Origin of the sequence: Pseudonocardia endophytica, from assembly GCF_004339565.1 — a bacterium.
GTDB lineage: Bacteria > Actinomycetota > Actinomycetes > Mycobacteriales > Pseudonocardiaceae > Pseudonocardia > Pseudonocardia endophytica.
Genome location: NZ_SMFZ01000001.1, coordinates 2,207,081 through 2,220,330, shown reverse-complemented (window position 1 = coordinate 2,220,330; position 13,250 = coordinate 2,207,081). Strand labels below are relative to the sequence as shown.

The following is a 13,250-nucleotide window of genomic DNA, read 5'->3' as shown; positions in this document are numbered from 1 at the left end:
GATGGGATTCGTGACGGAACACGAGCGGGTCGGGGTGCGCGACGTGGCGCGCCTGGCCGGCGTGTCCGCGGCGACCGTCTCGCGCTCGCTGCGCGGCTCGACGACCGTCTCCGCCGCGACCAGGGAGCGGGTGCTGCGCGCGGCGTCCGAACTGGACTACGTGCCGCCCGCACCGGTACCGGCACCCGGCGCGACGATGACGGTCGCCGTGCTCGCCCGGTTCCCGACGGCGTGGTTCTTCGCCGAGGCGATCCGCGGCGTGGCGCAGGTGCTGTCCGCGGCGGGGTACAGCCCTCTGCTGCACGACCTCGGTGACCCGTCCGGCCGCGCGCAGTTCTTCGCCACCCTCCCGGTCCGCGGGCGGGTGGACGGACTGATCGTCGTCGCCTCCGCGTTCGACGACGACGAGCGGGCCGCGCTCGACTCGCTCGACCTGCCGATGACCGTCGTCGGTGGCGAGCTGCCGGGACGCGCCCACGTCGGCGTCGACGACCGGGCGGGCGCCCGCGCGGCCGCCCGACACCTCGTCGGGCTCGGGCACCGGTACATCGGCCTGCTGTCGTTCGACCCGGACGAGGCGTGCGGACGGGAGACGACGCGCCTGCGCCGGCTCGGGTTCACCGACGCGCTCGCCGAGGCCGGCCTGCCCGTCCGTCCCGAGTGGACCCTCGCAGAGGGCGCGGACGTCGCCGCGGGTGCCCGTGCGGCCGAGCGGCTGCTGTCCGGCGCGCGGCTGCCGTCCGCCGTGTTCGCGATGTCCGACGAGGCCGCGCTCGGCATGATCGGCACGCTGCGACGGGCGGGCGTCGCCGTGCCGGGGCGGATGTCGGTGATCGGGTTCGACGACCACGAGATGGCCGCGGTCTCCGACCTCACGACGATCGCCCAGCCCGTCCGCCAGCAGGGCGAGATCGCGGCGCGGGCGTTGCTGGAGACGCTGTCCGGTGGCGTGCCGGACGACGTCGAGCTGCCGACGCGGCTGGTCGTACGGGGGACGACGGCGCCGCCGTAGCGCGTCGTCGGGCTCGCCGGGGGACGGAGAAGGACGTCACGGGACGGACGGGCGCAGCCCCGGCCCGGCGGCCCGCTCCTACGACGCGAGCATCTCCGCGATCACGGCGTCGACGGCGGCCTGGTCGGCCTCGCGCAGGGCGAACATGCCGAAATGGCCCATCGGCGTCTCGATCGGGCGCCGCCGGCCGTTCGGGATGTGCGCGCAGTCCGCGTCGTGGTCCTCCGGCGGGAAGAACAGGTCCTCGGAGAACGAGCTCACGAAGAACGTCGCGGTGATCTTCCCGAGCGCTGCCGCGACGTCGCCGCCCGCGTGGTGGCCGATGTCGCCGCCGCGCCACTTCGCGGCCTGCGCGAGCAGGTTGTTCGGGTCCATCGGCGCGAAGTAGGCGCGCAGGAAGCCCTGCCGGAAGTCGTCGGAGGAGACGAAACCGAGATCGCGCCACAGCTCGTCGCGCCAGAACGCGGCGGACAGCCCCATCAGCGAGAACGCGACGGCGTGCCGCTTCAGGGCCAGCGTCAGGTCGTCACCGTCGGCGTAGAAGCCGCCCCTGAACGCCGGGTCGGAGATCATCAGCTCGGTGTGCGTGTCGATGAAGATCTGGTTGTGCACCGGCGTTCGCGCGTTGCCGGCGAACACGGCGGCGCGCGGCACCATGTCCGGGAAGCGGACGGCCCACTCGTAGGTCTGCTGGGCGCCCATCGACCAGCCGAGCACGGCGTGGAGCCGGGAGATCCCGAAGTGCTCCGTGACGAGGCGGTGCTGGGCGATCACGTCGTCGGCGATCGCGAGCGGCGGGAACTGGCCGCGGTCGAACGGGGGCGGCGTGTTCGACGGGCTGGACGAGAACCCGCCGCCGAACTGGCCCGGGAAGATCACGAAGTACTTCGACGGGTCCAGCGGACGGCCCTCACCGACGTACATCTCCATCGATGCGCTGGTGCCGGAGTACATGTGCGGGAACAGCACGGCGTTGTCCTTCGCCGCGTTGAGCGTGCCCTGCGTCTTGTAGGCCAGCTTCGCGTCCGGCAGCGTGTAGCCGCTGCGCAGCGGGAATCCCCCGAGCTCGAGGTACTCGTGGTGGCCGTGGACCTCGTCGGTGTAGTACGCGTTCATCGAACTCCCTCGTCCGGCTGCGCCCGCGGCGCGATCATGGCAACACCGTGCCCCGCACCGCTACCGGGCGTTCGGGTCTGCCTTCCGGTCGGCCAGGTGGTGCAGGAGCCCCATGACCTCGTGCAGGGTCGTTTCGACGACGTGCAGGCGGGCCAGTTCGTGATCTCCCTGTCCGACGTCCGCGCGGGTCGGCCCGGTCGCGTCCGTACCGTCCACGTCGGCCGTGCCTGCCCCGGACGCGGTGTCGGCTCCTGATGTGGCGTCGGCTCCGGCGGAGGTGCCGCGCGCCCTGCGGCGGGGCAGGTCGGTGGGAGTCTCGACGTGGAGACGACCGCCCGTTCTCGATCCGGTCGGCGCGGCGGTCGAGCCGTTCCCCGACCCGTCCGGGTGCCGGGCCGGAAGGGGATCGACGGCGTCCGGGACCGACGGAGCGGTCGCGCCGGGACGTTCGAGCTGCTCCAGCCGCTCCAGCGTCGCCCGCAACGTGGCCTCTGCGCTGTCCGCGCGGACCGTCTCGTTCCGCCCGTGCGCGACGAGCCCGGCCACCCACGTGGCCCACGCGTCCACTTCGGACTTCCGGTAGCCCCACGGCGCCGTGCCGAACGTCGGCGGCGTCGTGTCCGGCACCTCGCCTGCTGTCGTACCGGCGCCGCCGAGCAGCCGGAACCGACCGGACGCCCCGCCACCCGTCCGGGCGCCGGTGTCACGGGTCTCGCCCCACTGCGCGGCCACCATGTGTGCAAGTGAACTAGGCCGATCCGGGTGCTCGCGACCGCACATGGCGGAACGTGATCGCTCGATCGGCGAATGGTGACTACGGACCGGTGACCAGCAACGATCATGGCTCGGCTCGGAGGTCAACGCGGCGTCCGCGTCGGTGAACGGTCCGTGATCGTCGGAGGGTCGTGCTTTCCTGGTAGGAGGGAGGTGGGCATGGTCCGGATCGGAGGGCACTGGCGGTCGACGGGCTGGGTGCGGGCGCACATCCGGCATCCGCACCGACCGGGGGCCGACCAGGTCGTGCTGTTCTCCCTCGACCGACACGTGCGCCTCGACCCGCGCGACTGGTGGCCGGAGGGCGTGGCCCCGCAGAGCCGGTTGTCGGACCGTCCCCGCCTGCCGGGCGTGACCCTCCCGTCCCCGCGCCGCCCGGACGACGCCCCGGCAGGGTAGGTCGCCCGGCCGGCCCGCCGACTCCCGACGGCGTCGACCGCCAGAACCCGCCGAGGCGACCGGAACGTCACGCTCGATCCGAGCAGGGGATCGGTCGGCACGTCGTGGCGGTTCGCGCCGCCGTGACGTCACTCTCGATCGGGGCGTGATCGGATCGGGCGGGTCGCCGAGTCGGTGGACGTCGGGTGGGGTCAGCGAGACGCCGGGGCCGTGTCCGCGGGGGCGGGGGTGGCGGGCGAGCCCGTCGCCGGCGCCAGGTCGTCCGGGCTCAGCTGCACGCGCCGCAGGAGTTGGGCGTTCGCGGCGACGACGATCGTGGACAGGCTCATCAGCACGGCGCCGACGGCCATCGGGAGGACGAAGCCGATCGGGGCCAGGATCCCGGCGGCGAGCGGGACGGCGGCCAGGTTGTAGCCGGCGGCCCACCAGAGGTTCTGGCGCATCTTCCGGTACCCGGCGCGGGACAGCTCGATCACCGACAGCACGGCTCGCGGGTCGTCCGAGGCGAGCACGACGCCCGCCGAGGAGATCGCCACGTCGGTGCCCGCTCCGATCGCGATGCCGACGTCGGCGCGGGCCAGCGCGGGCGCGTCGTTCACGCCGTCGCCGACCATCGCGACGGTCGCGCCGCGCTCCTGCAGGCGACGGACGGCGTCGTCCTTGTCGGCGGGCAGGACCTCGGCGAACACCTCGTCCACGCCGACCCCGCCGGCGACGGCCTCGGCGACCGGGCGGGCGTCGCCGGTGAGCATCACGGCCCGGACGCCCCTGGCGTGCAGCGCGTCGACGGCGGCGCGCGACTCCGGGCGCACGGCGTCGGCCAGCGCGAGTGCACCGACCACCTCGCCGCCGCGTCCGCTGCCCGCCCCGCCGGCGGCCCGCCCGGTGACGACGTAGAGCACGGTGGACCCGTCCGCGCTCCAGCGGTCCGCGTCGGTGGCGATCGCGGGCGGGACCGTCGCGCCCAGCTCGCGCAGGAGTGCAGGGCCACCGACGGCGACCGGTCGGTCGTCGACCATGGCCTGAACGCCACGCCCGGTGAGCGAGCGGAACCCGGTCGCGGTCGGAACCTCCACATCGGACGCCGCTGCGACGACGGCGCGCGCCAGCGGGTGCTCGCTGTCCCCCTCGACGGCGGCGGCCAGCGCGAGCGTGTCCGGCGCACCGGCGGTCCCGACGACGGCGGGGGACCCGGTGGTCAGCGTGCCGGTCTTGTCGAACAGCACGGTGTCCACGGTGCGCATGCGTTCCAGCGCCAGACGGTCGGTGACGAGGATGCCGGTGCGGGCGGCGCGGGCCGTCGAGATCGCGATGACCAGGGGGATGGCCAGGCCGAGCGCGTGCGGGCAGGCGATCACGAGCACCGTGACCGTCCGTTCCACGGCGTTGACCAGGTCGCCGAGCAGGGCCCACACGACGAACGTCACCGCACCGACGCCCGTCGCGAACCAGAACAGCAGTGCAGCGGCCCGGTCGGCGAGCGCCTGCGCGCGGGACCGCGACTCCTGCGCCTGCTCGACGAGCCTCCGGATCCCGGCCAGTGCGGTGCCCTCGCCGACGGCCGTGACACGCACGCGCAGCGCGGAGTCGGTGGCCACCGTGCCGGCGACGACCCGGTCGCCGACCGTGCGCCCGACCGGACGGGACTCGCCGGTGATCATCGACTCGTCGACCTCGGCGGACCCGTCGACGACGGTGCCGTCCGCCGGGACGCGCGCGCCGGACCGGACGAGAACCAGGTCCTCCTCGGCCAGCTCGGCGAGCGGGACGGTCGCGACGTCGCCGGAGGGCGAGATCCGGTCGGCCGTGTCCGGCAGCAGCCGGGCCAGCGCGTCGAGCGCGCCGGACGCCTGGCCGAGCGCGCGCATCTCCAGCCAGTGCCCGAGCAGCATGATCACGACGAGGAGCGCGAGCTCCCACCAGAAGTCCAGCGACGGACCGGCGATGCCGAGGGAGGACAGCGCGCCCGCCACGAACGCGACCGTGATCGCGAGCCCGATCAGCAGCATCATCCCGGGCCGCCGCGCGCGCACCTCGGAGACCGCGCCGGTCAGGAACGGCCGGCCGCCCCAGGCGAACACGACCGTCCCGAGCACCGGCGGGATCCACGTGGACCAGGACGGCGGCATGTACCCGAGCAGGTGCCCGACCATCGGGGAGAACACGACGACCGGGACGGACAGCGCGAGCGTCCACCAGAAGCGGTCCCGGAACTGCGCGGCGTGGTCGCCGTGGCCCGCGTGGTCCCCGTGCCCGGAGTGCTCGTCACGTGCTGCCGTCATGGGGTCCTCCGTCGTCGTGCCGGAACGTACTCCGGCGCCAACCGGTATACCCCCCTAGGGTATTCCGGGTGACCGTTGGACGGAGAGGTCCTGGGTGCCGAGGACCCGCAGGAACGCGAGGGACTCGGCGTCCGGGCTGCCCGGCGTCGCGGAGTAGACGAGCAGGATCTGGTCGTCGGCGAACACGTGCAGCGCGTCGCAGTCCAGCGTGATCTGCCCGAGCTCCGGGTGCGCGAACGTCTTGCGGTCGTCGTGGTGGTCGACGAGCTCGCGCTCCTCCCAGAACCCGGCGAACTCCGCGCTGCCCGCGCACAGGTCGTCGACCAACCGGCCGAGCTCGGCGTCGTCCGGGTAACGGGCGGTGGCCGACCGCAGGTCCGCGACCATCGCCCGGCCCAGCCGCAGCCGGTCCTCCTCCGACGACGGGACGTGCCGGGCGGTGCCGTGCAGGAACCGGTCGCGCGCGACGTTGCGGCGCTCGGTCGGCACGGCGGAGAAGTCGCCGAACAGCGCGGCGGCCATCGGGTTCCAGGCCAGTACGTCGGTGCGCGCGTTGATCAGCATCGCGGGCAGGTCGGCGAACCGGTCGATCAGCCGGAGCACGCTGGGCCGGACGGTGCGCGAGATCCGGCCCGGCGCCGGCGGGGCGACGCCCGCCAGGTGGAACAGGTGGTCGCGCTCGGGATCCTCCAACCGCAACGCCCTGGCCAGCGCGGACAGCACGGCGTCCGACGGGTGCGGCCCGCGGCCCTGCTCCAGGCGGGACAGGTAGTCGACGCTCATCCCGGCCAGCTGCGCGACCTCCTCGCGGCGCAGGCCCGGCGTCCGGCGGCGGGTGCCGGCGGGCAGGCCGACGTCACCGGGCCGGACCCGCTCCCGCCACGTCCGCAGCATCGTCCCCAGCTCGGTGCGGTCCATGGCGTCCAGTGTGCGCCGGGATCGCCGTCGCATCCTGGTACCGCGGGTCCCCTGCTGGGCGGTGCCTGGCCGGATCCGGTGCCGAGGGTGACGGTGGGTCCATGGCCGACACGACGATCGCCCTGGTGACCGGGGCGAACAAGGGACTGGGTTTCACGACGGCGCGGCGGCTGGCCGAGCGCGGCCGGCGCCGTCCCGTGGTGAGTCAGAGCGGGAGCCACGCCAGGACGTTGCGGATCCGCGCGTCCCAGTAGCCCCACTCGTGCACGCCCGCGGTGAACGACGACGTGACGTCCAGACCGCGCTCCGCCGCCGCGGCGGCGAAGCGGGTGCTGCCGTCGAGCAGCGGGTCGCCCGCACCGCAGCAGACGTAGAGCGCCGGTGCGGTCGCCGGGTCGACATCGGACAGCAACCCGAACACGTCGAGCGGCTCGGCGCCGTCGAAGATCCGCTCCCAGATCCGCGGGTCCTCGCCGCGGCCGGGTCCGCGGGCCCAGTCCGGGACGTCGAGCGCGCCGGACAGGCTCGCGGCCGCCGCGAAACGGTCCGGTTCGGACAGTGCCCAGCCGAGCGCGCCGTAGCCGCCCATCGACAGGCCGGCGACGAACGTGCGCGCCGGCTCCGTCGTGACCCGGAGGAACCGGTGCACGACGTCCGGCAGCTCCTCGGTGAGGAACGTCCGGTAGTTCCCGCCGTATGCCTCGTCGGTGTAGAAGCTGCGGTGCACCTGGGGCATGACGACGGCCAGGCCGAGCTGCTCGGCGTAGCGCTCGATCGACGTGTTGCGGGACCAGGCCGTGTCGTCGTCGGACAGACCGTGCAGCAGGTAGAGCACCGGAGGCGGGTCGTCACCGGCCGCTCCCTCGACGCCGATCCTCGTCCGCGACGGCTGCGGCAGCAGCACCGTCATCGACGTCGCCAGTCCGAGCGAGTCGGCGACGAAGTCGCACCTCAGGTGGGCCACGGCCCGATCCTCGCAGACCCGGTGGGTCAGAACTGGCCCAGGTAGAACTGTCCGCCCTGGTCGTCGGTGCCGTCGCAGGACGTCGCGTAGCCGGCTGCGGAGGGCTCGGTGCAGGTGCCGCCCGCGGCGCGCGCGGCGTCCCGGGCCGCGTGGATGTCCCGGACGGCGAACATCGGGACGACGGCGGGCTCACCGTCGTGCTGCCCGACCCCGATCATCGTCGGGCGCGGCGAGCCTCCTCCGACCTCGACACTGAAGTTGCCCGGGAAGCGGGCCGGGCTGAACCCCCACCCGAGCACCGAGCCGTAGAACGCGCGGGCCCGGTCGGTGTCCGGGACGTGGATGGCCACGTAGGCCAGCTCGCCGGGGTGGCCCATGTCCGACGGGGCCGCCGACGTGGCGCCGGGCGGCGGCTCGTGCACCGCGAACGCGAGCCCCTGGTCGTCGCGGCAGTCCGCGATCCGCCCGTACGGCTCCTCGGTCGGCTCGCCCGCCGTCCCGCCCGCCGCGCGCACACGCTCGACGGCGGCGTCCACGTCGTCGACGACGGCGGCGAAGAACAGCGTCGGCGACTGGCCGCCGTAGATACCCATGCCGGTGCGCAGGTTCGTGACGCGGTGGCCGCGTCCACCGTGGTCGCTCCGGGTCTCCCAGCCGAGCACGGCGGAGTAGAAGCGGGCCGCGGCGTCGGCGTCGGCGGTCCAGACGGACGTGTAGGACAGGTCGCCGGGTCGCAGGCGGACGGTGCTGTCGGTGGTCGTGGTGTCGGACATGGGTTCCTCCTCGATCGGCAGTGACGGGTCGAGCACCAGGGCTTCGACGCGCTCGCGCAGGCGGGCGGCGAACGCGGGATCGGGCGTGACCGGACGGACCGGCTCGCGCAGCGCGTCCAGCGGGTCGGGCGGGGTGCTCACGGCCGGTCTCCTTCCCGGGAGCAGGGGTAGTCGCGGCGGAACGCCGCTCTGGCGCGGACGAGCAGCGCCTCGGTGGCGTGCACGGTGCGGCCCAGGTGGTCCGCGACGTCCGGCACCGCCATCCCGTCGAGGTAGCGCAGCGTCAGCGCCGCGCGGTGGATCGGCGTCAGCTGCGCGAGCACCTCGTGGGCGAGCAGGACGTCGAGCTCGACGTCCCACGGGTCGTCCGGTTCCGGTTCGCCGACGGCGGTCAGGGCCCGCCGTTCGCGCTCGGCCGCCCGCCAGTGGTCGACGAGCTTGTGTCGGGCGATCCCGATCAGCCAGCCGACCGTCGGCGACGGCGGCGGGTCACCCCGGCACGCCCGCACCGCGGCGAGGAACGAGTCCGCCGTCAGGTCCTCGGCCGTGGCCCGCGAGCCGCAGCGGGCGAGCAGGTAGCCGAAGACCTGCGGGAGTGCCTCGTCGTAGAGCGCGAGCAGGGCGGGACCCGGGTCGGGCCGGACCTGTCCGAGCTGGTTCACGTCCGGTCATCGACCCGGGGACGGGCGTTCCGACGGTCGCCCGGCCGATCTCACCCGGACGGAGGAGCGCACGGCCGGACCCGGCGGGCGGCCCACGTCGCGGCCGGGGCCCCGGGGCCGGGCCCCGTCACGACGCGCCGGCCAGGAAGTCCAGGTAGACGGCGAGCCAGCGGACGTCCGCGTCGACGTGCGGGCCGTGCCCGGAGCCGTCGAACATCTCCGTGCGCACCAGACCGCCCGCCGCGGCGTAACGCTCCAGCACGTCCCGGATCTGCGTGATCATCGGCTGTGGCGGGAACAGGTCGTCACCCGGCCAGCCGGGCACCAGTCCGGCCTGCCCGAGCGTCCCGAACTCCAGCATCGAGCCGTCCGCGACGACCAGGTCGTTCGTCCCGTGCGTCCACAGCACCGGCGGCTTCGGGTCGAGGTCGACGACGTCGTCCCACCGGCAGTACTTTGGCGACAGGGCGTTGAGGATGCCGCGGGTGCCCGGCCCGAAACCGGGCCAGTTCGAGGACTCCGCGCCGTCGCCGGGGTAGCCGTCGTCGCCGATCACGGTCCGCAGAATCTCCGCGACGAGCACGTCCTCGCGGTCGCGCGGGAGCCGGAAGTCCGCCGACCAGTACGTCGTGCGCATGACCGTGCGCGGGGAGAACGGGCTCTCGTCGGAGTCGTCGCCCTCGGCCAGGCGGCGCACGAACTCCGGGTTCGCGCCGCCCGCGCCGGAGCCCGCGAAGTCGTCGAACGCCGGGCGCCCGTCGCGGTGCACGGCGCCGTAGCCGTAGGGGGACACCGGGTCCAGGAACGTCAGCGACGCGGCCCGGTGCGCCGCGGCGTAGCGGACGATCGCCGCTCCGGCGGTGGACCAGCCGACCAGGTGCGGCGGCGCCGAGACGCCGAGCGCACGCAGGAGCGCGTCGATGTCGTCGGCCCAGTCGGACAGGCCACGGGTCGCGTCCAGCGGTGCCGGGTCGCTCTGCCCGAACGAGCGCATGTCCGGCGCGATCACCCGGTAGCGGTCGCCGAAGCGCGTCATCAGGTGCTCGTAGAACCGCCCGGTGGACAGGTTGCCGTGTACGAGCACGACCGGCACGCCGTCGTCGGGCCCCGCCTCGAGCACGTGCATCCGGATCCGGTCGGTGTCCACGTGCGACGCGCGTACGCCGGGCATCAGTTCCACGCCGCGCATCCTGGTGGGACGCAATCCGGATGCACAACCGTCCTGCGCCGACTAGCGTGCCGGTCGTGATCCAGACGCCGCTCTACCTCTGATCCGGGCTCGCCGTCACCCGCTCCGCGGGTGCTCAGCCATGCCCTGATCACGTACGAGCACACTGGAGTCCACAGTGGCGCACTTCCTCATGTCCACGATCGGTGCCCACGGGCACGTCAACCCGAACCTGCCGGTGATGACCGAGCTCGTCGCCCGCGGGCACCGCGTCGGCTACACCTGCCCGGAACGGTTCGCCCCGGTCGTCGCGTCCAGTGGCGCGACCCCGCTCGTCGTAGCCTCCGACGTGCCCGACGAGTCGGCGGGCGAGCAGTGGCCGGACGCCGGCGTCCCGGCGATGCGCATCTTCTCCGACGAGGCACGCGGCGTGTACCCGCAGATCACCGACGCGCTGGCCGGTGACCCGCCGGACGCCGTGCTCTACGACGGCTCCGGCTGGGCCGGGCAGGCGTTCGCCCGGGTGCACGGCCTGCCGAGCCTCGCGCTCTACCCGCACATCGTGGCCTGGGACGGCTACGAGGAGGACATGGCGGGCGCGTGGTCGTTCCTCGACGAACCGGACGGCGTCGCGTGGCGCCGCGAGTTCGACGGGTGGCTCGACGACGTCGGGGCCGGCGTCGACAGCCACGCGTTCCTCAACCACCCGTCGCGCTGCGCCGTACTGATCCCGGAGGCGATGCAGCCGCACGCCGACCGGGTCGACCGGAGCGTCCACACCTTCGTCGGCCCGGTGCTCGACCACCGCCCGCACCAGGAGACCTGGCCCGCGACGGATCGTCCGCTGCTGCTGGTCACGCTCGGCTCGGCCTACACCGACCGGCCGGAGTTCTTCCGCGCCGTCGTCGAGGCGATGCGCGAGCCCGGGTGGGAGGTCGTCGTCGCGATCGGAGCGCACGTCGACCCGGACGCGCTCGGGCCGGTCCCGGAGCACGTCACGATCGAGCGGTGGGTGCCGCAGTTCGCGGTGCTGTCCCGCGCGTCGGCCTTCGTGACGCACGCCGGCATGGGTGGCTGCGGGGAGGGCCTGTTCCACGGCGTGCCGATGATCGCCGTGCCGCAGGCCGTCGACCAGTTCGGGAACGCCGACCAGCTCGTCGCGCTCGGGGTGGGGGAGCGGATGGACACCGCGGCCGTGACGCCGGAGTCGCTGCGCGCGGGCGTCGACCGGATCGCCTCGTCGCCGGACGTCGCCGCGGCCTGCGCCGAGCAGAAGGAGCGGGCCCGCGCGGCCGGTGGCGCGCGGGCGGCGGCCGATCTCGCCGAGGCGTTGCTCCGGTAGGTCCGGTTTCACCGGATTCGCGCCGGGACGCGGTTCGCGATCGCGACCGCGTCCCGGCGTGGTGATTGTGAGAACGCGCCCGCGGATGGCACCGTCTCCGGCGACGATCACCGCGGGCCGGGTCCCGCGTCGGAACGGGGGGCGCGGGTGCGCAGGACGCTGGTCTCGGTACTGACGGCAGGTCTGGTCGGGTTCGGCTCGGTGCTCGCGGCACCCGTCGCGCAGGCCGCCCCGGCCGCCCCCGCGCCACCCCCGCCCGCCCCGATCAGGTGGGGGCCGTGCTCCTCGCCCGCGTTGCAGCAGGCCAAGGCCGAGTGCGGCTTCGTGACCGTGCCGATGGACCACGCGAAGCCCACCGGCCCGACGATCCAGCTCGCCGTCTCGCGCGTGAAGCACACCGTGCCGGACGCGCAGGCCCAGGGCGTCATGCTGGTGAACCCGGGCGGTCCCGGAGGGCCGGGGCTGTCGCTGTCCCGGCTCGGCGCGTCCGTGCCACGCGGCGTCGGCGGCGCCTACGACTGGATCGGCTTCGACCCGCGCGGCGTCGGCGCCAGCAAGCCCGCACTGAGCTGCGACTCGGACTACGGCGGCTACAACCGGCCCGACTACCGCCCGGAGAACGGCGCCGTCGCGGCCTGGCTGCCGAAGGCGAAGGCCTACGCCGACGCGTGCAAGGCCAAGGGCGGCGAGCTGCTCAAGCACCTCCGTACCGAGGACACGGTCCGCGACATGGACCTGATCCGCCAGGCCCTCGGCGCCAAGCAGATCAACTACTACGGCTTCTCCTACGGCACGTTCCTCGGCCAGGTCTACGCGACGATGTTCCCGGACAAGGTCCGGCGGATGGTGCTCGACGGCGTCGTCGACCAGCGGGACTGGTGGTACCAGGCCAACCTGAACCAGGACGTCGCGTTCGAGCACAACATCCAGGCGTTCTTCGACTGGGTCGCCAAGTACGACTCCGTCTACCACCTCGGGAACTCCGGCGACGCCGTCGAGAAGCGCTTCTACGACGAGGCCGCGAAGCTCCGCAAGGCACCGGCGGGCGGCAAGATCGGGTCGTCGGAATGGACCGACATCTTCCTGCGCGCCGGCTACAACGCCGGTGAGTGGACGGCGACCGCGGACGCGTTCGTCGCGGGCGCGATCCGGCAGGACTCGGCGGCGTTGAAGGCCGCCTACGACAACGCCGGGTCGCCCACCGACGACAACAACTACGCCGTCTACCTCGCCACGCAGTGCACGGACGCCCCGTTCCCGACGAGCTGGAACACCTGGCAGCGGGACAACACCCGCACCGACCGGAAGGCGAAGTTCGAGACCTGGGGCAACGCCTGGTACAACGCGCCGTGCCGCGACTGGCCGGTCAAGCCCGGCCCGAAGCCGATCGTGAACGGGTTCCGGGTCGCGGGCGGTCCGCTGCTGATCGCCGAGACGTACGACGGCGCCACGCCGTTCCCCGGCGCGCTGAACGCCCGTCGCCTGTTCCCGAAGTCCTCGCTGATCGAGGGCGTCGGCGGGACGTCGCACTCGTCGTCGCTGTCCGGGGTGGCGTGCACGGACAACGCGATCGCCGACTACCTGTCCACCGGGGCGCTCCCGAAGCGCGTGCCGGGGAACCGGTCGGACAAGCAGTGCGAGCCCCTCCCGCAGCCGGACCCGACGAAGCCCGCCCCGGCCCCGACCGGCGGCGCCTGACCACCCGGAGCCGACCCGCGCGCCGGCACCGCGCCGACCCGCGCCCGGCTCCGCGCCGGCACCGCCCCCGGGGTCCCGAACGAACGGCACCTTCGAGCAGTGACACTGCTCGAAGGTGCCGTTCGTTCCCGTCAGGAGGCCG

12 protein-coding genes are annotated in these 13,250 nt (G+C 73.9%); 4 read left to right on the top strand and 8 right to left on the bottom strand.

The annotated features are described in order from the left end of the window. The first annotated feature begins 10 nt into the window (after window positions 1–10). Complete coding sequence (locus EV378_RS09930; RefSeq protein ID WP_165922218.1) at window positions 11–1,012, top strand: LacI family DNA-binding transcriptional regulator; 1,002 nt, start codon at window positions 11–13, stop codon at window positions 1,010–1,012. Window positions 1,013–1,090: 78 nt separating this feature from the next. Here the strand turns inward: EV378_RS09930 and EV378_RS09925 are convergent, their stop codons facing one another. Both EV378_RS09925 and EV378_RS09920 read right to left on the bottom strand, forming a co-directional pair. Beyond that, window positions 1,091–2,128: an alpha/beta fold hydrolase gene (locus EV378_RS09925; protein WP_132422986.1), complete on the bottom strand. Its 1,038-nt coding sequence runs from the start codon at window positions 2,126–2,128 to the stop codon at window positions 1,091–1,093. Between the two features lie 60 nt (window positions 2,129–2,188). Next, complete coding sequence (locus EV378_RS09920; RefSeq protein ID WP_132422983.1) at window positions 2,189–2,863, bottom strand: hypothetical protein; 675 nt, start codon at window positions 2,861–2,863, stop codon at window positions 2,189–2,191. Window positions 2,864–3,061: 198 nt separating this feature from the next. On the opposite strand from EV378_RS09920, the gene EV378_RS09915 reads away from it, so the two are divergent. Beyond that, entirely contained in the window at window positions 3,062–3,301 is a 240-nt protein-coding gene (locus EV378_RS09915) for a hypothetical protein (RefSeq protein WP_132422980.1), read from the top strand. Between the two features lie 191 nt (window positions 3,302–3,492). On the opposite strand, the gene EV378_RS09910 is transcribed toward EV378_RS09915, so the two are convergent. The 6 genes from EV378_RS09910 to EV378_RS09885 form a co-directional block, all read right to left on the bottom strand. Next, the gene (locus EV378_RS09910) at window positions 3,493–5,583 is read right to left on the bottom strand and encodes a heavy metal translocating P-type ATPase (RefSeq protein ID WP_132422977.1); all 2,091 of its coding nucleotides are present in this window, start codon (window positions 5,581–5,583) and stop codon (window positions 3,493–3,495) included. 54 nt (window positions 5,584–5,637) lie between these two features. Beyond that, a complete protein-coding gene (locus tag EV378_RS09905; RefSeq protein ID WP_132422974.1) occupies window positions 5,638–6,501 on the bottom strand; it encodes a helix-turn-helix transcriptional regulator in 864 nt (287 codons plus the stop codon). 205 nt (window positions 6,502–6,706) lie between these two features. After that, complete coding sequence (locus tag EV378_RS09900; protein ID WP_132422971.1) at window positions 6,707–7,465, bottom strand: alpha/beta hydrolase; 759 nt, start codon at window positions 7,463–7,465, stop codon at window positions 6,707–6,709. Window positions 7,466–7,491: 26 nt separating this feature from the next. After that, window positions 7,492–8,379, bottom strand: a complete 888-nt coding sequence (locus tag EV378_RS09895; protein ID WP_132422968.1) for a VOC family protein — start codon at window positions 8,377–8,379, stop codon at window positions 7,492–7,494. Beyond that, window positions 8,376–8,900: an RNA polymerase sigma factor gene (locus EV378_RS09890; protein WP_132422965.1), complete on the bottom strand. Its 525-nt coding sequence runs from the start codon at window positions 8,898–8,900 to the stop codon at window positions 8,376–8,378. The genes EV378_RS09895 and EV378_RS09890 overlap by 4 nt, the downstream gene beginning before the upstream one ends. A 127-nt stretch (window positions 8,901–9,027) precedes the next feature. Continuing rightward, entirely contained in the window at window positions 9,028–10,071 is a 1,044-nt protein-coding gene (locus tag EV378_RS09885) for an alpha/beta fold hydrolase (RefSeq protein WP_243653597.1), read from the bottom strand. Window positions 10,072–10,246: 175 nt separating this feature from the next. On the opposite strand from EV378_RS09885, the gene EV378_RS09880 reads away from it, so the two are divergent. Continuing rightward, the gene (locus tag EV378_RS09880) at window positions 10,247–11,410 is read left to right on the top strand and encodes a macrolide family glycosyltransferase (RefSeq protein ID WP_132422959.1); all 1,164 of its coding nucleotides are present in this window, start codon (window positions 10,247–10,249) and stop codon (window positions 11,408–11,410) included. 147 nt (window positions 11,411–11,557) lie between these two features. After that, window positions 11,558–13,108 carry an alpha/beta fold hydrolase gene (locus tag EV378_RS09875; RefSeq protein ID WP_132422956.1) on the top strand — a complete coding sequence of 517 codons (1,551 nt, stop codon included), beginning with the start codon at window positions 11,558–11,560 and terminating at the stop codon, window positions 13,106–13,108. Window positions 13,109–13,250: the final 142 nt, after the last annotated feature.

Excerpts from the sequence above, each read along its gene's own strand:
- EV378_RS09925 (WP_132422986.1), bottom strand. The coding sequence starts at position 2,128 with ATGAACGCGTACTACACCGACGAGGTCCACGGCCACCACGAGTACCTC.
- EV378_RS09920 (WP_132422983.1), bottom strand. The coding sequence starts at position 2,863 with ATGGTGGCCGCGCAGTGGGGCGAGACCCGTGACACCGGCGCCCGGACG.
- EV378_RS09915 (WP_132422980.1), top strand. The coding sequence starts at position 3,062 with ATGGTCCGGATCGGAGGGCACTGGCGGTCGACGGGCTGGGTGCGGGCG.
- EV378_RS09910 (WP_132422977.1), bottom strand. The coding sequence starts at position 5,583 with ATGACGGCAGCACGTGACGAGCACTCCGGGCACGGGGACCACGCGGGC.
- EV378_RS09905 (WP_132422974.1), bottom strand. The coding sequence starts at position 6,501 with ATGGACCGCACCGAGCTGGGGACGATGCTGCGGACGTGGCGGGAGCGG.
- EV378_RS09885 (WP_243653597.1), bottom strand. The coding sequence starts at position 10,071 with ATGCCCGGCGTACGCGCGTCGCACGTGGACACCGACCGGATCCGGATG.